At 39.0% G+C, this 23,820-nt stretch carries 23 protein-coding genes; 14 read left to right on the top strand and 9 right to left on the bottom strand.

The window, feature by feature from the left end; translation table 11 throughout:
* Positions 1-5: 5 nt before the first annotated feature.
* From AC1M9C_RS09560 to AC1M9C_RS09540, 5 genes are all read left to right on the top strand, one after another.
* Positions 6-980: an FRG domain-containing protein gene (locus tag AC1M9C_RS09560; protein WP_481953604.1), complete on the top strand. Its 975-nt coding sequence runs from the start codon at positions 6-8 to the stop codon at positions 978-980.
* 14 nt (positions 981-994) lie between these two features.
* Positions 995-1,507, top strand: a complete 513-nt coding sequence (locus tag AC1M9C_RS09555) for a DUF1543 domain-containing protein (protein WP_481587186.1) — start codon at positions 995-997, stop codon at positions 1,505-1,507.
* 230 nt (positions 1,508-1,737) lie between these two features.
* Positions 1,738-3,381, top strand: a complete 1,644-nt coding sequence (locus AC1M9C_RS09550) for a nitrite/sulfite reductase (protein WP_481587187.1) — start codon at positions 1,738-1,740, stop codon at positions 3,379-3,381.
* Positions 3,374-3,859: a DUF934 domain-containing protein gene (locus tag AC1M9C_RS09545; protein WP_481587188.1), complete on the top strand. Its 486-nt coding sequence runs from the start codon at positions 3,374-3,376 to the stop codon at positions 3,857-3,859. Before AC1M9C_RS09550 ends, AC1M9C_RS09545 begins: the two co-directional genes overlap by 8 nt.
* A gap of 401 nt (positions 3,860-4,260) precedes the next feature.
* Positions 4,261-5,247 carry a diaminopimelate dehydrogenase gene (locus tag AC1M9C_RS09540; protein WP_481953603.1) on the top strand — a complete coding sequence of 329 codons (987 nt, stop codon included), beginning with the start codon at positions 4,261-4,263 and terminating at the stop codon, positions 5,245-5,247.
* 164 nt (positions 5,248-5,411) lie between these two features.
* Here AC1M9C_RS09540 and AC1M9C_RS09535 read toward each other — a convergent pair whose 3' ends face one another.
* Together AC1M9C_RS09535 and AC1M9C_RS09530 are read right to left on the bottom strand one after the other, a co-directional pair.
* On the bottom strand, positions 5,412-6,587 hold the full coding sequence (locus tag AC1M9C_RS09535) for a thiolase family protein (protein ID WP_481587190.1): 1,176 nt from the start codon (positions 6,585-6,587) through the stop codon (positions 5,412-5,414).
* 101 nt (positions 6,588-6,688) lie between these two features.
* Complete coding sequence (locus AC1M9C_RS09530; RefSeq protein ID WP_481607921.1) at positions 6,689-7,219, bottom strand: GspH/FimT family pseudopilin; 531 nt, start codon at positions 7,217-7,219, stop codon at positions 6,689-6,691.
* Positions 7,220-7,591: 372 nt separating this feature from the next.
* On the opposite strand from AC1M9C_RS09530, the gene omp38 reads away from it, so the two are divergent.
* Together omp38 and AC1M9C_RS09520 are read left to right on the top strand one after the other, a co-directional pair.
* On the top strand, positions 7,592-8,644 hold the full coding sequence (gene omp38, locus AC1M9C_RS09525; protein ID WP_035265534.1) for an outer membrane protein Omp38: 1,053 nt from the start codon (positions 7,592-7,594) through the stop codon (positions 8,642-8,644).
* Between the two features lie 108 nt (positions 8,645-8,752).
* On the top strand, positions 8,753-9,211 hold the full coding sequence (locus tag AC1M9C_RS09520; protein ID WP_481587192.1) for an OmpA family protein: 459 nt from the start codon (positions 8,753-8,755) through the stop codon (positions 9,209-9,211).
* A 47-nt stretch (positions 9,212-9,258) separates the two neighbouring features.
* Here the strand turns inward: AC1M9C_RS09520 and AC1M9C_RS09515 are convergent, their stop codons facing one another.
* The 3 genes from AC1M9C_RS09515 to AC1M9C_RS09505 form a co-directional block, all read right to left on the bottom strand.
* On the bottom strand, positions 9,259-10,713 hold the full coding sequence (locus tag AC1M9C_RS09515) for an amino acid permease (RefSeq protein ID WP_481587193.1): 1,455 nt from the start codon (positions 10,711-10,713) through the stop codon (positions 9,259-9,261).
* A 10-nt stretch (positions 10,714-10,723) separates the two neighbouring features.
* The gene (locus AC1M9C_RS09510) at positions 10,724-11,749 is read right to left on the bottom strand and encodes a methyltransferase (protein ID WP_481607919.1); all 1,026 of its coding nucleotides are present in this window, start codon (positions 11,747-11,749) and stop codon (positions 10,724-10,726) included.
* Between the two features lie 61 nt (positions 11,750-11,810).
* On the bottom strand, positions 11,811-13,175 hold the full coding sequence (locus tag AC1M9C_RS09505) for a uracil-xanthine permease family protein (protein ID WP_035270592.1): 1,365 nt from the start codon (positions 13,173-13,175) through the stop codon (positions 11,811-11,813).
* Between the two features lie 178 nt (positions 13,176-13,353).
* Here AC1M9C_RS09505 and typA point away from each other — a divergent pair, with 178 nt between their 5' ends.
* Complete coding sequence (typA, locus tag AC1M9C_RS09500; protein WP_035270590.1) at positions 13,354-15,186, top strand: translational GTPase TypA; 1,833 nt, start codon at positions 13,354-13,356, stop codon at positions 15,184-15,186.
* A gap of 233 nt (positions 15,187-15,419) precedes the next feature.
* The gene (gene mscL / locus AC1M9C_RS09495) at positions 15,420-15,854 is read left to right on the top strand and encodes a large conductance mechanosensitive channel protein MscL (RefSeq protein ID WP_035270698.1); all 435 of its coding nucleotides are present in this window, start codon (positions 15,420-15,422) and stop codon (positions 15,852-15,854) included.
* Positions 15,855-16,016: 162 nt separating this feature from the next.
* On the opposite strand, the gene AC1M9C_RS09490 is transcribed toward mscL, so the two are convergent.
* Together AC1M9C_RS09490 and mutM are read right to left on the bottom strand one after the other, a co-directional pair.
* Positions 16,017-16,301 (bottom strand): peptidylprolyl isomerase, encoded by a 285-nt coding sequence (locus tag AC1M9C_RS09490; RefSeq protein WP_481587195.1) that lies wholly within the window; start codon positions 16,299-16,301, stop codon positions 16,017-16,019.
* Positions 16,298-17,152, bottom strand: a complete 855-nt coding sequence (mutM, locus tag AC1M9C_RS09485) for a bifunctional DNA-formamidopyrimidine glycosylase/DNA-(apurinic or apyrimidinic site) lyase (RefSeq protein ID WP_481587196.1) — start codon at positions 17,150-17,152, stop codon at positions 16,298-16,300. The genes AC1M9C_RS09490 and mutM overlap by 4 nt, the downstream gene beginning before the upstream one ends.
* A gap of 247 nt (positions 17,153-17,399) precedes the next feature.
* On the opposite strand from mutM, the gene AC1M9C_RS09480 reads away from it, so the two are divergent.
* Entirely contained in the window at positions 17,400-18,518 is a 1,119-nt protein-coding gene (locus tag AC1M9C_RS09480; protein ID WP_481953602.1) for an NADH:flavin oxidoreductase/NADH oxidase, read from the top strand.
* A gap of 97 nt (positions 18,519-18,615) precedes the next feature.
* A complete protein-coding gene (locus AC1M9C_RS09475) occupies positions 18,616-19,539 on the top strand; it encodes an AEC family transporter (protein ID WP_481953601.1) in 924 nt (307 codons plus the stop codon).
* 108 nt (positions 19,540-19,647) lie between these two features.
* On the opposite strand, the gene AC1M9C_RS09470 is transcribed toward AC1M9C_RS09475, so the two are convergent.
* A complete protein-coding gene (locus AC1M9C_RS09470) occupies positions 19,648-20,448 on the bottom strand; it encodes a tetratricopeptide repeat protein (protein WP_092767509.1) in 801 nt (266 codons plus the stop codon).
* 290 nt (positions 20,449-20,738) lie between these two features.
* Here AC1M9C_RS09470 and AC1M9C_RS09465 point away from each other — a divergent pair, with 290 nt between their 5' ends.
* The 3 genes from AC1M9C_RS09465 (at position 20,739) to AC1M9C_RS09455 (ending at position 22,926) form a co-directional block, all read left to right on the top strand.
* The gene (locus AC1M9C_RS09465) at positions 20,739-20,984 is read left to right on the top strand and encodes a hypothetical protein (protein ID WP_092767507.1); all 246 of its coding nucleotides are present in this window, start codon (positions 20,739-20,741) and stop codon (positions 20,982-20,984) included.
* 169 nt (positions 20,985-21,153) lie between these two features.
* Complete coding sequence (locus tag AC1M9C_RS09460) at positions 21,154-21,738, top strand: TetR/AcrR family transcriptional regulator (RefSeq protein ID WP_481953600.1); 585 nt, start codon at positions 21,154-21,156, stop codon at positions 21,736-21,738.
* Positions 21,739-21,744: 6 nt separating this feature from the next.
* Positions 21,745-22,926, top strand: coding sequence for an MFS transporter (locus AC1M9C_RS09455; protein ID WP_481614117.1), 1,182 nt, complete (start codon positions 21,745-21,747; stop codon positions 22,924-22,926).
* Positions 22,927-22,964: 38 nt separating this feature from the next.
* Here AC1M9C_RS09455 and ygfZ read toward each other — a convergent pair whose 3' ends face one another.
* The gene (ygfZ, locus tag AC1M9C_RS09450; protein ID WP_481609080.1) at positions 22,965-23,687 is read right to left on the bottom strand and encodes a CAF17-like 4Fe-4S cluster assembly/insertion protein YgfZ; all 723 of its coding nucleotides are present in this window, start codon (positions 23,685-23,687) and stop codon (positions 22,965-22,967) included.
* Between the last annotated feature and the right edge of the window lie 133 nt (positions 23,688-23,820).

The raw sequence follows: 23,820 nt of genomic DNA, 5'->3' as shown, positions 1-23,820 counted from the left end.
ATGAAATGAGACAAGAAAAAAAGCAGGGTTATGTTGAAGTATTCATCGAGTCTTATGAGGAATTTATTGAATTAATTCGGCCAGATAAAGAAAATTTGAAAGATTATCTTGATAGTTGCTCAGCTAACCTTTTATATCGTGGTCAACAAGATCATACTTGGTTATTACAACCTAGTTTATTTCGGAATGATCAGACTTTTGAAATTTATTCTGACGCTTTTCATAACTTATACAATGCACAATTGTTAAGAATAAATACATTTATAAAAGGCTGTGATCAAAATGGAATTCAAATTCCATCGGATTCAAAACACCTGAGAGAAGAATTGCTTAATCGCAACATTGATTCGAGTCTAATTGATAAGATTTTTTTAAATAGCGCCTACGCTCCACCTGACGATTTATATGAGTTTCTCGCATTTGCTCAGCATTACGGAATACCGACCGAATTGTTAGATTGGTCAAAGAGTCCGTTAGTTGCTAGCTTTTTTATGGTTAAAGGAGTCCTTGATAGTTTTATAAGTGAGAAAAATAAAGAGAAATTTAATTACGCTGGCTGGATGTCCTTATGGATTTTAAACCCTGACAAGAAGAGCTTACTTAATCAAGGTAGTGCAGAACCTATTTTTGAAATGGTGGAAGTTCCTAAAGGGCTGAATCGAAATATTTCTGCACAAGATGGATGTTTTACACTTATTCGTCAAAAACTTGGAAACAGCCAAAGTTTAACTTGGAATGAAGAAAATAGAAGATTTCAAGAGATTAAATTACTTGATGAGCTTATAGCTGAGAAAAGAGTTGAAAAAATGCTCTTAAAAATTTCCTTGCCTGTAAAGTTCGTAGAGAAAGTTTTGAAGTATTGTGAAGCTTATGATGTAACGTCTGCTTTAATTTATGGAGGGGCAGAAGGTGCTGCAAAATATGCGAATGATAATTTTGCCTTAGAATCTTTTAAGCTTAAACTATCAGAAATTCAATAAAAGTAGGACCTCTCATGCCTAGCCTATTTATCGTCATGCTCGGTGGTCGACATCAGCGTGCCAACACCGAAGTGCACGATGTCGTGCTCGCTGTGGGTGAAACATTGGAAGAAACTTACCCACAGCTTAAAACCGTATGGTTTGGTGAGAAGAAAGGCTTACATATTGATGCTTGGGCGAAGGTAAATGGAGTGGAATATAATGAGCAGCAATTCCAAATCCATTTTACAGATGCAGCTCCTAATGAAAACGAAATGAAACTCTGGTTGATTAATTTAGGTGGGTACCACGTTAATGAGTTCGGAGAGTTACATCGTTATGTATTAGTACCCGCTTTAAATAGTGCATCGGCTAAAGAACGTGGTAAATCATTCTTTGGAAAAGATTGGCAAAAACAGCATACAGATCGGGTTTTGGACGTTGATGATTGTATTGCCATTGATCAAGTTCATGGTCGATATATTCAATTGATCGAGGGTCAATTTAAAGAAGGGTATTGGGAAAATACATACATCACGATCGGATAATTTTTCATAAAGAACAAATTTACTATTTATATGAATTTATGTGCTAAGAAAAGCCCAATAAAATCTTTATGTGGAATAAGTGCTAGAATCCAGAGTTTGTCTATATATCAGTGATTTGAGTGATTACATATCAATAAAATCGCTATTAAATATGTAAAAAACGCATTTTATTGATAGATGAATAAAAGCTATGCTGTGCTTCGTTAAAATTAAACTACTAGCTGTACGCCATGTATTTATATACTGATTTCGATCAGCAACTGATCAATGAACGTGTTGCACAATTCCGTGATCAAACGGAACGTTATTTAGCTGGAAAGCTTACTGAAGATGAATATCGTCCATTACGTTTACAAAATGGATTATATGTTCAGCGTTATGCGCCGATGCTTCGCGTCGCTGTACCTTATGGTTTGATGAACTCTAAACAGCTTCGTAAAATTGCTGAACTCGCTAAAGCGTATGACCGTGGTTATGCACACGTTTCTACTCGTCAAAACTTTCAATTTAACTGGCCAGCATTAGAAAATGTGCCAGACATGTTGCAAGAGTTGGCATCAGTTCAAATGCATGCGATTCAAACATCTGGTAACTGTATTCGTAATACAACAACAGACCAATATGCAGGTGTCGTTGCTGGTGAAATTGAAGATCCAAGACCGACATGCGAATTGATTCGTCAGTGGTCAACTTTCCATCCAGAATTTGCATTCTTGCCACGTAAGTTCAAGATCGCAGTTTCTGCACTTGCTGAAATCGACCGCGCTGCAACAGCATTTCATGATATCGGAGTGTATATCGTTCGCAATGAGGCGGGTGAAATGGGCTATAAAATAATGGTTGGCGGTGGTTTAGGTCGTACACCGATCATTGGTGCTGTGATCAAAGAGTGGTTGCCACGTGAAGACCTTATTGCTTACTTAGAAGCAGTGCTTCGTGTGTATAACTTACACGGTCGTCGTGATAACAAATATAAAGCTCGTATCAAAATCTTGGTAAAAGCTGTAACACCTGAGGTTTTTGCTGAAAAAGTTGAAGCTGAATTTGCACATACGATTAAAACTTTAAAAGTTGATGCAGACACTCTGGCGAAAATGGACCAGAACTTCACACCATTTGCGTACCAAGATTATGCAGATGAAGACTTCTCAGCACTGTTTGCTGCACATCCGAAATTCAAACAATGGTTTAACATCAATACCAATGCACACAAAGTGAAAGGTTACCGCATCGTAACAATTTCGTTGAAACGTGCAGGCGTTGCACCGGGTGACGTGACCACTGAAGAAATGAACTTGATTGCTGATCTTGCAGATAAGTACACTTTTGGTGAATTGCGTACCACGCATGAGCAAAATATTGCCCTTGTTGATGTACCGCAAAAAGACTTATTTGAGCTTTGGACGATTCTTGAAAAGAATAACTTGGCTCGCGCGCACATTGGTTTCTTAACTGACATTATCTGCTGTCCAGGTGGTGATTTCTGTTCGTTGGCAAATGCGAAATCTATTCCGATTTCTGAAGCTATTTCACGCCGTTTTGATGATCTAGATACAATTTACAACTTAGGTAAATTGGACTTGAACATCTCAGGTTGTATGAATGCCTGTGGTCATCACCATGTGGGTAATATTGGTATTTTAGGTGTCGACAAGAAAGGCGCAGAATTCTACCAAATTACATTGGGTGGTAATGCAGACCATGATGCCTCAATCGGTGACATCTTAGGACCATCATTTGCTGCTGAAAAAGTACCAGATGTAGTGGAAGAAATTTTGAACACTTATCTTGATTTACGTCAAGAAGGTGAAGAGTTCATTGATACTTACCGTCGTGTAGGAATTCAACCATTTAAGGAGCGTGCATATGCTTAATACCGCACTACAAGTGCTCTCTAAGGATGGCACGATTGCAGACAATACTTATCAACTGATTGGTGAAGATGGCGTATTGCCACAAGGTGATGTGGTTTTAACGGTGGAGCAGTTAGACCAGCTTGCCAATGTTTCAGGTAAAAAAGCACTTTACCTAACCGTAGATGCCTCACCTGAAAACAATGAATTCCCACTTGATCAGCTTGATGCAATTTTTATTGAGTTTGCAGGTTTTAATGATGGTCGTGGGTATTCATTTGCCGCATTGTTACGTCGCCAAGGCTTCCAAGGCGAACTTCGTGCAACAGGTGATGTATTCAAAGACGTGTTGAACTACATGAAGCGTGCAGGTTTCGATACTTTCGTGATTAAAGAAGGTAAAGACATTGCAGAAGCAGCGGCAGGTTTAAACGACTTTACTCAACCTTATCAAGCGTCGACTGCTGTACCAAAACCAAATTATCAAACGGGTGCTTAATTTTATTAAGTGATAAAAAAGCTGAACTTAGGTTCAGCTTTTTTTATTTAATGGAAACAAGATTTAGGTATTCATAGTTCAGCCTAAGCGCTATTCAAAATGACACATAGAAGGTCAAAGTTTAATCAAATGTCTATTTAGAGCAGAATTTTTTAATTCATTCAGAAATATATAGCGACAAAGCCTTTAGTGCAGCGGTTTTTTATATGATTCAATTGATCGATTAACACTGATTTAAATGATAAATTTGCTCCAAAAAAGTGCAGTTTATTGTAGTATGTTAGTATTCATTTGATCATTTTTGGTGCGGGTTTTTCTCCACTCAATCAGACTGTTTTGCGGTATATGTTTAGTACTCAGTCTAGTGATCTTGCCATCATTTAAATAGTGAAGCAGTTGTTATGCAAAATTTGATTCGTATTGGTATTGTCGGTTATGGCAACCTCGGTCGTGGCGTTGAAACGTCAATTCACAAGAACCCAGATTTAGAGCTTGTGGGAATTTTTACACGCCGTGCACCTGAATCAGTGTCTCCTTGCTTTAGTGACACGAAAGTTTTTCATATGGATGACTTAAATGACCTTCAAGACAAAATTGATGTGTTGATCTTATGTGGTGGATCTAAAGATGATCTTCCAAAACAAACACCAGAATTGGCAAGTAAATTCAACACAGTAGATAGTTTTGATACGCATGCACGTATTCCTGAGTTTTTTGAAGCAGTGAATGAGCCTGCACTTGCTAACAAAAAAACGGCAATGATTTCGATTGGATGGGATCCAGGCATGTTCTCAATTAATCGTTTATTTGGTGAGGCATTATTACCAGATGGTGAAACCTATACTTTCTGGGGTAAGGGTTTGAGTCAAGGTCACTCAGATGCGATTCGCCGTGTGGCGGGTGTTAAAGCAGGTGTTCAATATACTATTCCATCACAAGATGCGATTGATAAAGTTCGTAGTGGTTCACGTTCTATATTAACCACTAAAGAAAAACATACTCGTGAATGTTATGTTGTGCTTGAAAATGGTGCTGACGCTGAAGTCGTAAAGCAGGCGATTGTGACCATGCCAGACTATTTTGCAGAGTACAACACGACTGTGAACTTCATTGACGAAGAAACGCTTCGTAACGAGCATAATCGTATGCCCCACGGTGGATTTGTCATTCGCAGTAGTAATAGTAGTGCAGAGCAGACTCAAGTAATGGAGTTTTCGTTGAAATTAGATAGCAATCCTGAGTTTACTGCAAGTGTACTTGTGGCTTATGCACGTGCATGCTACCGCATGAATCAAATGGGTCAATATGGCGCGAAAACTGCATTTGACGTTGCACCAGGCTTATTGTCAATGAAATCTCCAGAGCAACTACGTAAAGAAATTCTTTAAGTCTAATAATTCAAAGCTATGCTTTGAATTGAGATTATAAAAAAGCCTCTAGCTAAGTAGAGGCTTTTTTATTTACCCTCCTTTAGTCAAGAAGGGTTTAGGGGAGGATTGATGATTTAAATCTCCCTCAAGCACCTCTTTGAAAAATAGGGGCTTTAGACGCTTTAGATTAACTCAATCGCCACTGCAGTTGCTTCGCCACCACCGATACAAAGCGCAGCAATACCACGTTTACCACCTGTGCGTTTAAGTGCATGGATTAACGTTAAAATAATCCGTGAACCTGTAGATCCTACTGGATGTCCTAAAGCACATGCTCCGCCGTTGATATTTACTTTTTCAGGGTCGAGTTTGAACTCATCAATAGGACACATTGTGACCATTGCAAAAGCTTCGTTGATTTCCCAAAGGTCGACTTCTGCGACATTCCAACCTGTTTTATCGAGAACCTTTTGGATTGCACCGACTGGTGCAATCGTAAACTCAGAGGGATGTTGTGAATTAGAGGCATATGCCACAATTTTGGCTAAAGGATTTAAACCCTTTGTATGTGCTTGTTCAGATGAACTGATAACCAAGGCTGAAGCACCATCAGAGATCGAGCTGGCATTGGCAGCAGTGATCGTACCATCTTTAGCAAAAGCTGGGCGAAGTGTTGGTATTTTATCGATGTTTGCGTTAAAAGGTTGCTCATCTTTATCTACAACGACATCTCCTTTACGAGTTGACACAGTAACAGGGACGATTTCATCGTTGAAGTAGCCTTCAGTAATCGCAGTTTGAGCACGCTTTAATGAACGTATTGCAAAGTCATCCATTTGCTCACGGGTATAGCCTTTAGTGTTGGCCATATCTTGAGCAAATGAGCCCATCAAACGACCAGTTTCAGCATCTTCTAAACCATCGAAGAACATATGATCTTTGATTTCACCGTGACCCATGCGGTAACCACCACGTGCTTTAGGTAAGACGTAAGGAGCGTTGGTCATAGACTCCATACCGCCTGCAACCACAAAATTTGCTGAACCAGCTTTAATCATATCAGCTGCTTGCATCACAGCTTTCATGCCTGACCCACATAATTTATTGATTGTCACTGCACCTGTCGAGTCAGGTAGTCCAGCTTTGCGCATGGCTTGGCGAGCAGGGCCTTGTTTTAAACCTGCAGGCAAAACGCAACCCATAATGACTTCTTCAATGTCTGCTGGCTGCAAACCCGAGCGTGAGATAGCCTCTTTAATGGTCACTGCACCCAGTTCTGGTGCAGTCACACTTGATAAACTTCCCTGAAAGCCGCCCATTGCCGTACGTGCACCATTAAGGATGACGATATCAGTCATTATTCTCTCCAATTTATTTAGCTTTGTTTTACAGCTTGAGTATATGTAATATCAGGCCAATTAATATTGGCTATAGTGTGTAAAATGTGACTGATAAGTTGTCATTCACATGTCTTAGTTTCTTCAAGACGAGTCTGTCCCATCATTGAAAGTCTGACGATTAGATTTGATTTATTTGAATGTGCACAGTATTTAAAATGTCCCATTGATCCACGTGGTAAACCAGAGTCTGGTTGGAAGGTGATCGTATTCTTGCTGGTAACACCACCTTTCCAACTGAAATCACCATATTGGTAATCTGTCGAAGTTGCTTGAATAAGCTTTTCGTGAGGATCGAATTGTTGATTGTGATTCTGATCTAGAAAGATGATAAACCCTTTATGCCATTGACTGTTCTTACACGATTTTAAATCTTGAGAAGCACAGATCATCACAGGGCTTCGGTAACTTACAGCATTGGCTTTAGCTTGGCTGATGGCTTGCCGTACCGTGCTAAGAATTTGCGCCCTTTCTTGATTTTCACGAAATTCATGATAATGAGGGAGTGCTATCATCACAAGAATACTAATAATGACGATCGTGAAAATGAGTTCTAAAAGGGTAAAAGCAAGAGATTTACAATAGGAATACATTTTAAAGCTTCTAGTATTTGTTAATTATTTGAATTTATAGATAATCTTGGTGAAGTTATATTATAAGCTGAAGTGCTAAAAAATGATTACTATCACCTTTGAATGCTGTTAATATACCAAAAATGAAAAGATAAGTTATTCATGCGGATAAATTGAGTAAAAAATTACCGAATTACAACGGAAATTGTAAGTAATTTTGTCAATAATTTACTTGATTAAAGTAATCAAACACTTGGAATTCACTTTAAGTGTTTGTATGATTCAACATGAGTAGCTTAAAAAAAATACTGGGGTATAAAAAAGCCTATCTCAGGAAGCCATAATTATTTTAGGCTGAGCTTGAAAAACAATTGTTATCTCTGGAGGATATCCATGAAATTGAGTCGTATCGCACTTGCTATGCTTGTTGCTGCTCCATTCGCTGCTGCTAATGCTGGTGTAACTGTTACTCCACTATTAGTGGGTTACACATTCCAAGACACTCAACACAACAACGGTGCTGCTGATCACTTATCTGACAGCATTATCGAATTACAAGACGATTTATTCGTTGGTGCTGCGTTAGGTATTGAACTTACTCCATGGTTGGGTTTTGAAGCTGAATATAACCAAGTAAAAGGTGATATCGAAGGCACAATTACTGGTAATGATGTTGGCGAGTACAAGCAAACTCAAATCAATGGTAACTTCTATGTTACTTCTGATTTAATCACTAAGAACTATGACAGCAAAATTAAGCCATACGTTCTTTTGGGTGCTGGTCACTACAAATATGAATACGATGGTGTAAATCTTAAAGATGACGAAGGTACTTTAGGTAATGCAGGTGTAGGTGCTTTCTGGCGCTTAAATGATGCTCTATCTCTTCGTACAGAAGCTCGTGCAACTTATAACATCGACGAAGATTTCTGGAACTACACAGCACTTGCTGGTCTTAACGTAGTTTTAGGCGGTCACTTGAAGCCTGCTGCTGAAGTAGTAGAAGTTGCTCCAGTTCAACCAGCTCCAGCTCCAGTTCAACCAGCTCCACAAGAGTTGACTGAAGATCTTAACATGGAACTTCGCGTATTCTTCGATACGAACAAGTCTAACATCAAAGATCAGTACAAGCCTGAAATTGCTAAAGTAGCTGAAAAATTAAACGAATATCCAAATGCAACTGCTCGTATTGAAGGTCACACTGATAATACTGGTCCACGTGCGTTGAACGAACGTTTATCTTTAGCTCGTGCTAACTCTGTGAAATCTGCTCTTGTAAGCGAATACAACATTGACGCTTCTCGTTTAGCGACTCAAGGTTTCGCTTGGGATCAACCAATTGCTGACAATGCAACTAAAGAAGGTCGTGCGATGAACCGTCGTGTATTCGCTACGATTTCTGGTAGCCGTACAGTAGTTGCTCAACCTGAAGCAGCAGCTCAATAATCTTTACTAGATTGTAAAAAACAGCTCTTAGGAGCTGTTTTTTTTACCCCTTTTTTATAAATGTGATATATTTCACAAAATATAATCAACAACACAATGAGAATAAAGATGAAATATAGCTTGATAGCAGGCTTATGCATTGCTTTAACTTTGGCAGCTTGTACAACGACAAAGACGCAATCAACTAATGGTGTACAAGACTTGGATCAAAAGATACTAATTGAATTAAAACAAGGTCTACCGCTGTATTTTAATCACAATTCCCGTCAAATAGATGTCCGATATGAACCTTATTTAACAGCAGCTTCAAAAATTCTGGCGCAGAATAAAAGTTTTATACTTCAAGTAGATGGGCATACAGATAATCGAGGGTCTATAGCAGCGAATCAAAAAGTATCACTTGAGCGAGCAAATGCTGTCCGTAATGAATTGGTGATGCAATATAATGTTGATCCTAAACAAATTTCGACTCAAGGTTATGGCCCAAATCAGCCAATCGCTGATAACACGACAGAAGAGGGTCGAGCATTGAATCGTCGAGTGAATTTGACCTTAAAAATACAATAAGATCAGAATCTAATAATAAAAAAACAGCTCAATTTGAGCTGTTTTTTTTAGTCTTGTTCGACTTGAATCGGTTTCACATCCATATCTTGATATTGAATCAACTTGGTTTTGTACTTAAACTTATAAACTAACCATATTGCTAAGAATAAGAAGATCCCAATATAAGTAGATATAACGGCAATCCATTCACCATCTAGTACGGCTTGATAATTTTGACCTAACACCACGATTGCACACAAAACAAAAGCGAACCATGGTGCAAAAGGGAAGAACTTTGCACGATATGCTAGATCTTCTAACTTATACCCTTGAGCCAAATAGCCTTTTCTAAATCGGTAATGAGAGATTGCAATCCCAAGCCATACGATAAAGCCACACATACCAGACATATTTAGAAGCCAATTAAATACTTCCTCTTCACCAATAAATGTCGTCAAGAAGCATAGTGCTGCAATTACTGTCGTAGCATAAAGTGCATTCATTGGAACACCGCGACCATCAAGTTTAGAGAACACTTTAGGTGCACTGCCATTTTTCGCCATATCAAACAGCATTCGCGTGGAAGAGTACATTCCTGAATTTCCGGCAGAAAGGATAGCGGTAAGAATGACCGCATTCATGACACTTGCAGCGAAAGCGAAGCCTGCTTGTTCATAGAGTAGCGTAAAAGGTGATAATGCAATATTTTCATCTGATGCGGCTTGCATTAGACGAGGATCATCATACGAAATCAATGTACCGATAATAAAAATACAAACGATATAGAATAAGAGAATACGCCAGAAGATCTGTTTAATCGCAATAGGAATGGTTTTCTTCGGATCTTTCGACTCACCAGCGGCAACACCAACCATTTCAGTACCTTGAAATGAGAATCCTGCGATCATCGCGACACCAATTAATGCTGACAAACCACCTACAAATGGCGCTTCACCCTTTGACCAATTTGCGAAAGTTGCAACATTGGGTGTCATCATGATTTTGGCAATCATGAAAATACCAATGATGATAAATGCAATGATGGCAAGAACTTTAATGAGTGAGAAAAAGAACTCAGACTCACCAAAACCTTTGACTGTTAAGGCATTAATACCAAAAACGATAGCAAGGAAAATGGCACTCCAATAGAAACCTGGGATATCAGGAAACCAAAATTTCATGATGAATTGAACTGCAACAAGTTCAAATGCGACGGTTATCGCCCAGTTGTACCAATAGTTCCAGCCTAGTGCGAATCCAAACCCACCTTCGACATATTTGGTGCCATAGGTGAAGAAAGCACCTGATGTTGGATTGTGTGTTGCGAGTTCGCCTAAGCTGGTCATGAGGAAGTAAATCATTACGCCAATTAAACAATAGGCAAGTAATGCACCACCAGGGCCAGCATTGGCAATTGTTGCACCCGAAGCTAGGAATAGTCCTGTACCGATAGAACCACCAATGGCGATCATATTAAGATGGCGTGCTCCAAGCTTTCGCTTAAGTTGACCGGTTTCGCTCATCGAAAGTTCCTTATGATTTCTTTTGAGTACTTGCAAACAGTACTTTAAAGCCTTGTTGATCAGTCAAAGTTTCACATTGACCAAAATTTTGCTCAATGAGAGTTGGGTAGTTTAAAAAACGATTTGCCACGATCCAAAGTTCACCACCAGATTTTAGATGGCGACGTGATGTCTTACAAAGATTCTCACTCGCATTGTAATCAGTGTATATACCCTGGTGGAAAGGAGGGTTACTGACGATGGCATGTAAAAATAGTGGCGCATCTTCAATGCCAGTCACAGCTTTGATTTCGAGCTGTTCTGGTGACAAATTATTTTTTTCAAATGTTAGGCGGGTGGAGGCGAGCGCAAAAGCATCCACATCAAGCGCAAAAATACGATTTTTGGGATTCAATTTGGCTAAATATGCACTGATAATGCCAGCACCACAACCGAAGTCAGCGATTTTACCTGAACTCACTCGATTGAGGTAGGGGAGAAATACAGCTGTACCAATATCAAGTTTATTTTGACTAAATACACCAGGTAAAGCATAAATCTGTAATTCGCCATTCGGTGTTTGAATTGTATATTGTTGAGCCCAATTTTCTAAAGCTCGAGGCGTAGGAGTCTGATCGATAATTAATTGCCACATTTGACAATGACGAGCGCTGTCTAGTTTGACACATTTGCCAAATGGAGCGAGTTGTTTTGCTGCTCGTTCAACGCCACCTTTTTTTTCACCCACAAGAAAAATTGATCCACCAAGACCGAGTTTTAATACCACACTGTGTAGTAAGTAATTCAAAAGCTCTTTGGCTTTAGGCACAAAAACAATAACTTGATCATATTCTGCTTCAGGGATATCCGTCCCAAAATGAACAGGAATATTTTGATTTTGGAAAAATAGAAAGTCGTTATAATTCCATGTCCATACTGAAGCCTGAATATTTTTATCGAGCTGAGTGCTTAAGTCATCAGTTGGTGCATTGACTAATAATATTCGACCTTTCAGAAAGTTATGTTGACGAATAACAACTTCACTTTGAGGAACCATATATTTCTCCACAGAATAAAAGAGCCCAGACAATGCTGGGCAGTCTTTGATTCAATCTAAATTATTTCTTTGCTTCAGGTAGAACGAAGTTCAAGATCAAGGCTGCAATGCCGCCAGTTGCTACACCAGAGCTAAATATATTACGAATGAGTTCAGGCATATGTTCAAGAATCTGTGGAACTTGAGCAACACCTAAACCAAGAGCAAGTGAAATTGCAATAATAAGCAATGCACGGCGGTCAAGCTGAATACCAGAAAGGATATTAATCCCTGATGCTGCAACAGCCCCAAACATCACCATGACAGCGCCCCCCAGTACAGCTTGAGGAACAGCTTGGATGATGGCAGCCACTGCTGGTAGTAAACCCAAAATAACTAATAGAGCAGCGATCCATATACCCACGTGGCGACTAGCGACACCAGTTAATTGGATTACTCCGTTGTTTTGAGCAAAAACAGAACTCGGGAAAGTATTAAATAAGCCTGCGAGTAAGGAGTTTGCACCGTTGACGAGTACACCACCTTTAATGCGCTCCATCCATTTCGGACCATCAACAGGCTGATTAGACAACTTAGAGGTCGCGGTGATATCACCAATCGCCTCTAATGAAGTAACCAGATAAATAAATGCCATTGGTATAAATAAACTCCAAGAGAAGTCTAAGCCAAAGTGCATTGGTGTAGGGATTTGAACCAAAGGTGCATTTTCTAAGCCAGAAAAATCTAAATGGCCCATGAAGCCTGCTAGCGCATAACCTACGATCAGTGCAATTAATATCGCACTACTCTTAACCCATGTAACATTTAAGCGGTTTAAGAGAATGATTAATGCCAAAACAGTACAAGACATAATGAGATTGTCTGTATTGGCAAAAGTGTTATTCCCCATCGCTTGGTAACCACCACCCATTGAGATTAAACCTTCTTTAATCAACGTTAAGCCAATGAGAAGTACAACAATACCAGTCACAAGTGGAGTAATGAGTTTTTTCACCCATGGTAATATGCGTGAAACTCCCATTTCAATGAATGAGCCTGCAATCACGACACCAAAAATTGAACCCATAACAGTTTCAACTGGAGTTCCCGCGGCAACCATTGCTGAGCCAATCCCAATAATAGGACCGATAAAGTTAAAACTTGTACCTTGAACAATTAGTAAGCCTGCACCGAAAGGACCAACCTTTTTACTTTGTAAGAATGTCGCAATACCTGAAATCACCAATGACATGGAGAGGATCATGTTTGTATCTTCTTTAGAAACACCTAAAGCCAAACAGATCAATAGACCAGGAGTAACAATCGGAACAATAATGGCAAGTAAATGCTGAATGGCAGCGAGAAAAGCGATGAACGGTTTTGGTTTATCGTCTAAACCATAAACAAGATCGAGTTTCGGTTCTTGAGATTGGTCGGGAGCAGACATGGTCTATACCATCTAGATTAAGCGAAAGTGCCGACATTCTAATCGAGTTACATGCGTTTACAAAACCGAAACATAATCATTCGTCAAAAAAAAATGAAATTGTAAAGAAACAGTCACTATAAAAGTTTAGGATTTTTCTGTATAATTTGCCCTCAAATTTAAAGCGTATCGAATTTACATGTCAGATATTAAAACTCTCCGTAATATTGCCATCATCGCACACGTCGACCATGGTAAAACGACTCTTGTCGACAAACTTTTACAACAATCAGGTGCTTTGGGTGAACGCGCGGGTGAGATCGAGCGTGTCATGGATTCAGGCGCTATTGAAAGTGAACGTGGTATTACCATTCTTGCAAAAAACACTGCAATCAAATGGTTAGATAAACGTACTGATACTGAATACCGTATCAATATCGTGGATACCCCGGGACACGCCGACTTCGGTGGTGAAGTTGAACGTGTAATGTCGATGGTTGACTGTGTACTTCTTTTGGTAGACTCACAAGAAGGTCCAATGCCACAAACTCGTTTCGTAACGCAAAAAGCGTTCGCACGTGGTTTGAAACCAATCGTAATTATCAACAAAGTTGACAAGCCTAATGCGCGTCCTGACTGGGTAATCGATCAAGTATTCGATTTATTTGATAACCTTGGTGGTACTGACGAACAGTTAGACTTCCCTGTGGTTTATGCTTCTGGTCTTCGTGGTGTAGCAGGTCCTTCACCAGAAGAATTGGCTGAAGACATGACTCCGTTGTTCCAAACAATCGTAGACATCGTTGAGCCGCCAGCAGTGGATGTTGATGGTCCATTCCAAATGCAAGTGTCTTCACTTGACTATAACAGCTTCGTTGGTGTTATTGGTGTGGGTCGTATCCAACGTGGTTCAGTGAAATTGAACACACCTGTAACGGTAATCGACAAAGATGGTAAAACACGTAACGGTCGTATCTTAAAAATCATGGGTTACCATGGTTTGGAGCGTATTGACGTTGAATCTGCTTCTGCAGGTGACATCGTATGTGTAACAGGTATGGACGAACTTCATATCTCTGACACGATTTGTGATCCTAAACATGTTGAAGCATTGCCACCGCTTTCTGTAGATGAGCCTACAGTATCGATGACATTCCAAGTTAACAACTCACCATTCGCCGGTAAAGAAGGTAAGTTTGTGACCTCACGTAACATCCGTGAACGTCTTGATCGCGAATTAATTCACAACGTAGCACTTCGTGTAGAAGATACTGACAGTCCTGACCGTTTTAAAGTGTCGGGCCGTGGTGAACTTCACCTTTCGGTATTGATCGAAAACATGCGTCGTGAAGGCTTCGAGATGGGTGTATCTCGTCCGCAAGTAATCTTGAAAGAGATTGACGGCGAAATGCAAGAGCCATACGAAAACGTAACATTTGACGTAGAAGAACAGCATCAAGGTGCTGTAATGGAACAAATGGGTAACCGTAAAGGTGAAATGACCAATATGGAAGTCGACGGTAAAGGTCGTATTCGTATTGAAGCAACTGTACCTTCACGTGGCTTGATTGGTTTCCGTTCAGAATTCATGACCATGACTTCAGGTACTGGGATCATGACCTCAAGTTTCTCGCACTATGGACCAATGAAACAAGGTTCTGTTGCAAAACGTCAAAACGGTGTGTTGATTTCTATGGTTCAAGGTACATGCTTGGGCTATGCATTGTTCAGTTTACAAGACCGTGGTCGTCTATTCGCTAAACCTCAGTTAGAAGTTTACGAAGGTATGATCATTGGTATCAACTCTCGTTCAGACGATATGGTTGTAAACCCAACTAAAGCGAAACAATTAACAAACGTTCGTGCATCAGGTACTGATGATGCATTAACACTTGTTCCTGCGATTGAATATACGTTAGAACAAGCACTTGAATTTATTCAAGATGATGAGCTTGTTGAAGTTACACCTAAATCAATTCGTATTCGTAAGCGTTGGTTGACTGAAAACGAACGTAAACGTAATAAATCTTAATTGATTTAAATAAAAAAACCGCTCTTTTGAGCGGTTTTTTTATATCTTGACTCCATCATTCAATAGATGAAATAAAAGTTGTTGAATTGTTGTAGTTGATTCGGTCAAGATCTTGTTTATTTAAACAGAGATACTTATGATTTTGGTGGAAAACCAACGAGTTTGGACGGAAATATCATTAAGAATAATGTATATTATGTCACATTAATGCATAGAAAAATTTTGGAGAAAAAATGAGCATTATTAAAGAGTTTAAAGAATTTGCCGTGAAAGGCAATGTAATGGATCTGGCGGTCGGTGTGATCATTGGTGGGGCGTTTGGTAAAATCATCGATTCAATGGTGAAAGATGTCATCATGCCAATTATCAGTTGGATCTTAGGCGGTGATGTTGATTATTCAAACTGGTTTGTTGTATTAGGCGATAATCCAAATAACCTTACAACGCTTGCTGCCGCTCAAGAAGCGGGTTTAAATGTTTTGGCTTACGGTAATTTCTTGACGATTCTCATCAACTTTATCCTGCTTGCATGGGTGGTATTCTGGTTAGTGAAATTGATGAATAAAATGCGTCGTAAGCAAGAGGAGGAAGCTCCAGCACCTGAAGCTACTCCAGAAGATATTGAATTACTTCGTGAAATTCGTGACGAATTAAAACGTAAAGGTTAATGCTTTTACAATGAAAACGGCGCTAAATGCGCCGTTTTTTATATCTCATCATTTTTTTTAAATCCCCCTTTGTCAAAGGGAGGCTGGGAGGTATTGATTCTTAGCTCTCCCTTGCGAAGCGATGCTTCTCATCTCCTAAAAGGAGAGGGAAATCCAAGAAGTTTAAAAATCCATACGAAATTTAATTTCGAGTAAATGCCAGCCGAATTGACTCTTAATTGGTCCATGTAATTCACGTTCAGCCAAACTAAAAACTGCCTTATCGATAGGACCAACCAATTGTCCTTTCTTAACCTCACCTAATTCCCCTCCTTTTTTTCCTGAGGGACAAGTTGAGTGTTGCTTAGCAATTTTAGTAAAATCAGCACCTTCTTTAAGCTTTTGTTTAAGTTGGATACACAGGTCTTTATCTTTGACTAAAATATGCCGAACAATTGCTGATTTCATTTGGATTTTACCTTTGATACAGGATTCTTTGAGGCTTGAGGTCGCTTAAGCGGTTGACACTCAGGGCAAAAAACAGAAGCACGTTGCCCGAGTTTAATATTTTCTAAAGTTGTTTCACAGTTGATGCACATTTCACCAGCGCGCCCATAAGCCAATAGCGTTTGTTGAAAGTAGCCATTTTCGCCCATGGCATTGGTGTAATCACGTAAAGTAGATCCGCCTAAATCAATTGCTTGCTTAAGGATTCGTTTGATTTCAATGACAAATTTTTCAATTTGTGGCCGTGTAAGACTAGAGGCGGGTTGTGCAGGATGAATGCCCAAATTAAACAGACTTTCAGTTGCGTAAATATTTCCAACACCCACAACAATGTGGTTATCCATAATTGCAACTTTGACTGCAACGCTCTTATTTTTAAATTTCTGCTCTAGATAGTCAGCATTGAAAGATTCACTTAAAGGTTCAGGTCCAAGCGTATCTAAAAGTTTGGTTTGAGCATGATCATCTAGCCATAAAATGCAACCAAAACGACGAGGATCGTGGTAGCGTAATTGGATATCATCGAATTGTATGATGAAATGATCATGTTTTCTCAGCGCATCACGTGAATCGCTTAAACGAAAGCTTCCTGACATTCCCAAGTGCCATAACATGGTCGCATTTTCAAATTGTGCCAAAATATATTTGGATCGACGTGTTAGCCCTATCAGTCGTTGACCGACCAATTGATTTACATCATTTGGTATAGGCCATCTCAGACTTGAATTATTGACTTGAACAGAAAGTACTTTTTGATTCAGCAAAGGGAGCAAGCTGGTTTTAGTGGTTTCAACTTCAGGTAATTCAGGCATGGAAACTCTGTTAAATGGGCGAGTAGAAAAATATTGGGTTATATGAGGATATTGCAAGCAGCATCGAGTGAACTACAAGATATTACGCTTGAACAGAATATGATACACAATCCATCTAGTGCCTTCATGGTTAAGTTTTAAAATGTTTTTTAAAGCATTCAATGATGAAATGAACTTAGATGATTTATCACGTAAATGCGTTGTACACTGTTACAAATAAATCAATTTAAAATCAGGGAGATTCAGTGTGGCAAAATTATTTGAGCCAATTCAATTCGGAAATTTATCACTCAAAAATAGAATTATTATTGCTCCCATGTGTCAGTATTCTGCGAATGAAGCAGGGGAGCATAGTTTTTGGCACGAACAACAATGGGCGAGTTATGCATTGTCGGGTGCTGGATTATATATTATTGAAGCAACTGCGGTACAAGCTGTAGGTCGTATCAGCTTTGCAGATTTAGGGTTGTGGAATGATTTACAACGTGCACAATTAAAAGCATTGATTGATAAGGTAAAAGCGATTGCTCCAACGCCAATCGCCATTCAGTTAGCGCACGCGGGACGTAAAGCTTCAACTGATAAACCATGGTTGGGACGTGGTCAATTCTCATCGAATCATGAACATGGCTGGCAAACGGTATCTGCAAGTGATTTACCATTTAATCCAGATGATCAGGCTCCTCATGAATTAAGTATCGAGGAAATCAAAAAAATTATCGATAACTTTGCAACTGCAGCAGTCAGATCTGTAGATGCAGGTTTTGATCTCATCGAAGTCCACGCGGCTCATGGTTATCTATTACATCAATTTATGTCCCCTTTATCTAATCGAAGAACAGATGAATATGGTGGAAGTTTTGAGAATCGCATTCGTCTAACTTTAGAGGTTTTTCAGGCGATCAAAAATGCTGTTCCAGACAACTATCCAATCGGTGTTCGTTTGTCTGCAACAGACTGGATGGAGCAAGAAAAGGGATGGAATATTGATGACTCAATTGGGTTATCAAAGGCATTAGAAAAACTTGGTGCCGTTTATATCCATGCATCATCTGGTGGATTACATGTCGATCAAAATATTCAGATTGGTCCTAATTACCAAGTTCCATTTGCGGAAGCAATCAAGAAACACGTAGACATTCCAGTGATTGCTGTTGGGCTGATCACTGAACCTCAACAGGCGGAAGATGTCTTACAACAAGGCAAAGCTGATGCAATCGGGCTCGCAAGGGTAATACTATTTAATCCAAGATGGCCATGGCATGCTGCTGCTCAATTAAAAGCAGAGGTTGAAATTAGTCCGCAATATTTACGATGCCAACCGCATGATGTGAAATCATTATTTAAGCCATATGCTGATAGATAAAATAGGCATAAAGGTATACTTAAAAAGTCATCCTGGGTAATTACGGCTGTTGTATGATAATTTGACTAACTCATACAATAGCTAGGGATGCTAAGTCATGGTTTTATCGGTCATTATTCCGATTTTTTTACTGCTTTTTTCGGGATATGCCTCGGTTAAACTGAATTTACTTAGCAAGGAACAAGTCTCTATTGTTGGTACATTCGTCATTCGAGTCGCTTTACCTGCTCTATTTTTACAAGCGCTTTCATCAAAAGATCTTGATGCGATATGGCAACCTGAACTTTTCTACAGTTATATTGTGGTGACTGCCTTTGTATTTGCAATCGCTTTATGGATTTTGGTAAAGCATTTTAAAAACAATTTAAGTGATGCTGCCATTCTCTCAATTGGAGCGTCAATGTCTAATACTGGACTACTTGGTACGGCCATTTTAAGTCTATTGATTGGTCATATCGCGCTTGCCTTTACTTCTTTAATCGTAATTATCGAAAGTGTTTTTCTTGTTCCAGCAGCTTTATTTATTGCGGGATTGCAAGCTCAAAATCAGCAAGCACTACTCAATACATTAAAAAATAACTTTATAATCCTATGTAAAAATCCATTGTTTATTGGTGTGGTAATCGGAATTGTGTGCGCGGTTTTTCAGGTTAAACTGCCGCATTATATAGATCAAGTTTTCTTAATGATTGGTCAGACGGCATCTCCTTTGGCGTTATTTGTGATTGGCGGGAGCGTCGCAGGTTTAACCTTAAAATATGTCAATCAGCAGAGTCTTTATATTGTTCTATCATCCAACTTTATTTTTCCAATACTCATGTATTTGACTCTACGATTTATTGCTCAAGCACCGATGGATATCGTGTATGTAGGGACATTGATTGCAGCTTTACCTACACCTGCATTATTTGGAATGTTGGGACAAGCATATGGACTCAATGATCGTGCAATTACACCTTTATTGATGAGTACAGTGATTGGATTTATTGTGACTGCTGGATTAATTATTTTATGGTGGTAATTGAATAAAACTTAGAATGTAATCATAAATATCCTTTTCATATAAGAAAACCCTATCTTGCGATAGGGTTTTTGTTTTTGAGCATCGGTTTAAAATTTAAATTAATGCTTAAGATTTAGCTTTCGTATTTGCTGCAGGTTTTTTTGCATTCTCAGCAATCAGTTTGTTCACGATCGCTAGATTTTCTTTGGCTTGAGGAATATTTTCATCTGCTAAAGCACTAAATATTTTTTTTGCCTCAGGTAGGTTTTGCGGAACGATATTTCCGTTTACGAACATGTTACCAATGGCCATAAGCGCAGGGATGTATCCTTTTTTACCTAAATCTTGAATGCTCGCTAAACCTTTTTTCACAGGCGCTTCAGTTTTGGTTTTGAAGCCTAATGAAATATCGTATAAAGCACGAGCATGAATGGCTGGATAACTTCCTTTCTTAATTAAAGGATCAAGTTTTTGCAAAGCGAGCTTATCAGATTGTTCTTTACCTTCAGAGAACAGTAGAACAGCAGATTCAACAATCGCATCTTCAAAACCTTGAGCTGCAGCTTTATCTAAGTATTCACGAGATTTTTTCTCATTTTTGGTCAGCCCCAAGCCGCCAGTGGCATAGTTTTGCGCCAATACATAATTGGCTAAAGGATAGCCTGCAGTGCCAGCTTGTTCATAAAGTTGTACTGCTTTTTTGTTGTCTTGTTTGGTTCCTTGACCAGCTTGAGTGAGATATGCCAAGTTATAAGTCGCTTGAGGATTCCCTGCTTTTGATAAGCGTTCAAGTTCTTGGTAGGCCGCATTGTAATTCTTTGCTTGAATCAGTTCCTGTACTTTGCTGAATGCAGGATCGACTGGTGCGGCAGCGAAGCTAAATGAGGTGGCAACAGCGAGTAAAGCACCACATAATATTTTTTTCATAATTGTTTTATACCTATCTTAAAAGCAACCCTATTTATTTGATGTAAATAGAGTTTTACACCATTTCATCATAGTCCGAATTATGTGAATGTAAATATAGAATATGTATACATCCTTCAAATTTAGCTTCGCTTTGTGAATAAAGTGTGTGTATTGCAGTATAAGCATATAAACGACACTGGATTTATGTTGTTCAGCCTTGAATATATGGATTTAACCAAAATTTTAATCCACTAGTAGTTCTTCGATGGTTTTGCTTAAATACGCATTGTGCAATGAGGTGGTCAACGATGTTTATAAAAGGCATTAAACGTAATTACGATAAAGTTTTTCAAGATGATTCAATCCCAGATGAACAAAAGATAGATGCGCTCTTATTAAAACTTGGCGAGCAGTATTTGGTGAGTCAGGAGAATCGAGTGTATGTATTCCAAAAAGGTGATTTAACCGTAAAGTTTGATGCTAAACACGCGAGAGCATTTCATTTTAAAGATTATGTGGTGAAGGATATGAATAAATTATTTCATGGCTTTTAGAATAAAACCTCCTAGCGATATAGGAGGTTTTTTTATGAGTCATCTCTCAATCGATTGAGAGTTAAAATCTATTCCATCTAACGCCTTGGTCTTATTTTCATATCTTTATCAATAAAAAAACTCTATTATAAAACGATACGAAACGTATCGTTTTATTTGTGAGAATTTCATGACAAGCGAAGACAAAAGTGCACGACGCCGATCATGTATTTTAGCTTCAGTCAAACAGGCTTTGAATGAAGTGGAATATCACCAACTGACAGTAGAAGACATTGCTTCACGTGCTGGGGTGGGAAAGTCGACTATTTATCGATGGTGGTCACATAAATCTGAATTGGTTCTAGACACGTTTAAGGAGCTCACACTCTCAATTTTTGAGTTTGAGCCAGAATTCGATCTTGAACAAAATCTTAATCAACAATTGCTTCGTTTGGCTAAGGCTTTAGATCATCCAGTGGGACGTGCGATGTTGGTGGTTATGGCGAATCATCGTGAATTGGCTGCAACATTCTTCAAGCAATATTTGTTACCTAAACGAGTTCAACTGCATCAACTGATCCAACAGGCGATTGAGGTGGGGGAGCTGATAGAACATGATCACTATGATTTGGTACTTGATCGACTGTATGGTCCTATTCATTACCAAATTATTTTCTTTAATCATTTGCCTGATGAGCACTATATCCGTCAATTGGTCAAACTGAGTTTAGATCCATTACGCCCTCAAGCCCAAACATTAATGCGACAAGAGTAGATTTTCATGAGTGTAACCACCGAGCGACTTTGGAATCGTTCATTTATCTTGTGTGTATTAAATAATTTATTTGTTTTTATTTACTACTTTGCCATGTTGGCTGTCCTTCCGATTTACATTGTGAAGGACTTAGCGGGATCAGTTGAAGAAGCAGGATTAGCGTTAACGCTTTTTCTCGCCTCATCAATAGCAGTACGACCATTTTCAGGTATGATCATTCAAAAAATGGGTAAGCGACTCACTATGCGTGGATCGAGCACGTTTTTTGCGGTCTTTGCATTTGCTTATTTATTCATTGATAACATGTGGTCATTGTTGCTTATACGATTTTTACATGGGATATGGTTTAGTGTGTTGACCACTGTGGCTGTTCCAGTCGCGAATGACTTCATTCCTGAGCATCGTAAAGGTGAAGGCATGGGTTATTATGTGATGTCCACTAACCTAGGTGTGGTATTTGGACCGTTAATTGCTCTTACCATGATTCAATTTTATAGCTTCCAAATTTTATTCGGTGCTCTCGCGGTGCTCATCAGTTTAGGTCTAATTTTTAGCTGGCTATTAAATATTCCAGCGAATCAGATACCTCAGCAACATAAAATGAATAAAAAAGGTTTTAAGCTAGACGATTTTCTTGAGCCTAAAGTTTTTGCTGTAAGTGGTGTTGCTTTACTTACAGCTTTTGCTTACTCGAGTATTACCAGTTTTATTACGGTTTATAGTGAGAGCAAACAACTGCTGGCGTACACCAGTGTATTTTTTATATTGTTTGCGGCGTCGATGTTAATTGTAAGACCTTGGGTCGGTAAAATTTATGACCGTCAAGGTCCGAGTGCTGTTATTGTTCCTTCTTTTATATTTTTTGCGATTGGGCTTATGGTCGTAACATTGGTCAATGATCAATGGATGTTGTGGTTATCTGCAATTTTTATTGGAATTGGATATGGTTCAGTATTTCCTTGTTTGCAAACGCTCACCATTCAAACCGTAGATAAACATCGGATGGGGCATGCAATATCAACATTCTTTATTTGTTTTGATATTGGTCTAGCGATTGGTTCAGTTGTGATGGGATTAGTTATCGCACAATGGAGCTTTGAATTTATGTACTGGTGTTGTGCGGTATTGGTCATATTAAACCTGATTATTTACCGGAAATATGTTCCAAATCCTCAGCCTAATGGTTAATAAAAAACCTCCTAAATGGAGGTTTTTTTTAGATTATTTTACTGTGGTCTAGCCACATCACCATTTAAATACTCAGGCAAATCTAAAACAGTCACGTCTAACTCTGCTAATGCTTCAGGGCGTGCCACCACCAAAGCGATATAACCATTTTCAAATGCAGCACTATTGACCACTTGTACGCTTTTATCGAGTTGTTCCGCTTCTGCAGGCACAGCACCTGTACCTTGAATCAGATGTAACCACGCTTTCGGTTTGGCTTTAAACCATAAGCGTGCAATGACTTCCTGACCCAAGTAACAACCCTTGTCATAGTGAACGCCTTCACGTTGATGTAAACGGAGTTCTTGGGGTTGGAACACGTGTTCTATGGCTTGATCAATGTAAGCTTGACCCTGTTGAATGGCCTGAACTTGCCAAGCGGCAATATCTGTTACTTCTGCTGAGAACGTTGTGGTGTCACCTTGAAGCGTAGGATAGACCTGACTAGCTTCTTCAAGTTTCATTTTGGAAAAAGCACCGAATTTTTTAATGTGTTTGGAAAATTCTTCAGCTTGATCTTGAGTGGTTACAATGACAAAGCTTTCAGGATTCAGCTTTGTTAGCCATAAACCAAAGTGAATTCGACCTTTTAAATCACAAATTGCTGTGTAGCGCGTGATATTTTCTTCAAGGCGTTCAACATGCAACGTCACTTGACCTTGTAAAAATTTTTGAGCATCCACGCCATTAAGCGTAAATGAGGAGAAAGATAAATTGTTCATTTTCTATGCTCGAATCTGAATCTAATACTAAAGAATTATCCCAATTTTCCACTATTTTTCAAAAAAAAGCACATAACTGCTTATTTATCTGCGTTATTTGAAACAAAATATTTCAAAAACCCTATTTTTTATA

It is taken from the genome of Acinetobacter sp. 24-47-39 (genome assembly GCF_056783825.1).
This window is presented reverse-complemented; position numbering and strand designations above follow the sequence as displayed.

Bases quoted from the DNA above. Each gene is read 5' to 3' on its own strand.
- AC1M9C_RS09560 (WP_481953604.1), top strand. From the start codon at position 6: ATGAGACAAGAAAAAAAGCAGGGTTATGTTGAAGTATTCATCGAGTCT.
- AC1M9C_RS09555 (WP_481587186.1), top strand. From the start codon at position 995: ATGCCTAGCCTATTTATCGTCATGCTCGGTGGTCGACATCAGCGTGCC.
- AC1M9C_RS09550 (WP_481587187.1), top strand. From the start codon at position 1,738: ATGTATTTATATACTGATTTCGATCAGCAACTGATCAATGAACGTGTT.
- AC1M9C_RS09545 (WP_481587188.1), top strand. From the start codon at position 3,374: ATGCTTAATACCGCACTACAAGTGCTCTCTAAGGATGGCACGATTGCA.
- AC1M9C_RS09540 (WP_481953603.1), top strand. From the start codon at position 4,261: ATGCAAAATTTGATTCGTATTGGTATTGTCGGTTATGGCAACCTCGGT.
- AC1M9C_RS09535 (WP_481587190.1), bottom strand. From the start codon at position 6,587: ATGACTGATATCGTCATCCTTAATGGTGCACGTACGGCAATGGGCGGC.
- AC1M9C_RS09530 (WP_481607921.1), bottom strand. From the start codon at position 7,219: ATGTATTCCTATTGTAAATCTCTTGCTTTTACCCTTTTAGAACTCATT.
- omp38 (WP_035265534.1), top strand. From the start codon at position 7,592: ATGAAATTGAGTCGTATCGCACTTGCTATGCTTGTTGCTGCTCCATTC.
- AC1M9C_RS09520 (WP_481587192.1), top strand. From the start codon at position 8,753: ATGAAATATAGCTTGATAGCAGGCTTATGCATTGCTTTAACTTTGGCA.
- AC1M9C_RS09515 (WP_481587193.1), bottom strand. From the start codon at position 10,713: ATGAGCGAAACCGGTCAACTTAAGCGAAAGCTTGGAGCACGCCATCTT.
- AC1M9C_RS09510 (WP_481607919.1), bottom strand. From the start codon at position 11,749: ATGGTTCCTCAAAGTGAAGTTGTTATTCGTCAACATAACTTTCTGAAA.
- AC1M9C_RS09505 (WP_035270592.1), bottom strand. From the start codon at position 13,175: ATGTCTGCTCCCGACCAATCTCAAGAACCGAAACTCGATCTTGTTTAT.
- typA (WP_035270590.1), top strand. From the start codon at position 13,354: ATGTCAGATATTAAAACTCTCCGTAATATTGCCATCATCGCACACGTC.
- mscL (WP_035270698.1), top strand. From the start codon at position 15,420: ATGAGCATTATTAAAGAGTTTAAAGAATTTGCCGTGAAAGGCAATGTA.
- AC1M9C_RS09490 (WP_481587195.1), bottom strand. From the start codon at position 16,301: ATGAAATCAGCAATTGTTCGGCATATTTTAGTCAAAGATAAAGACCTG.
- mutM (WP_481587196.1), bottom strand. From the start codon at position 17,152: ATGCCTGAATTACCTGAAGTTGAAACCACTAAAACCAGCTTGCTCCCT.
- AC1M9C_RS09475 (WP_481953601.1), top strand. From the start codon at position 18,616: ATGGTTTTATCGGTCATTATTCCGATTTTTTTACTGCTTTTTTCGGGA.
- AC1M9C_RS09470 (WP_092767509.1), bottom strand. From the start codon at position 20,448: ATGAAAAAAATATTATGTGGTGCTTTACTCGCTGTTGCCACCTCATTT.
- AC1M9C_RS09465 (WP_092767507.1), top strand. From the start codon at position 20,739: ATGTTTATAAAAGGCATTAAACGTAATTACGATAAAGTTTTTCAAGAT.
- AC1M9C_RS09460 (WP_481953600.1), top strand. From the start codon at position 21,154: ATGACAAGCGAAGACAAAAGTGCACGACGCCGATCATGTATTTTAGCT.
- AC1M9C_RS09455 (WP_481614117.1), top strand. From the start codon at position 21,745: ATGAGTGTAACCACCGAGCGACTTTGGAATCGTTCATTTATCTTGTGT.
- ygfZ (WP_481609080.1), bottom strand. From the start codon at position 23,687: ATGAACAATTTATCTTTCTCCTCATTTACGCTTAATGGCGTGGATGCT.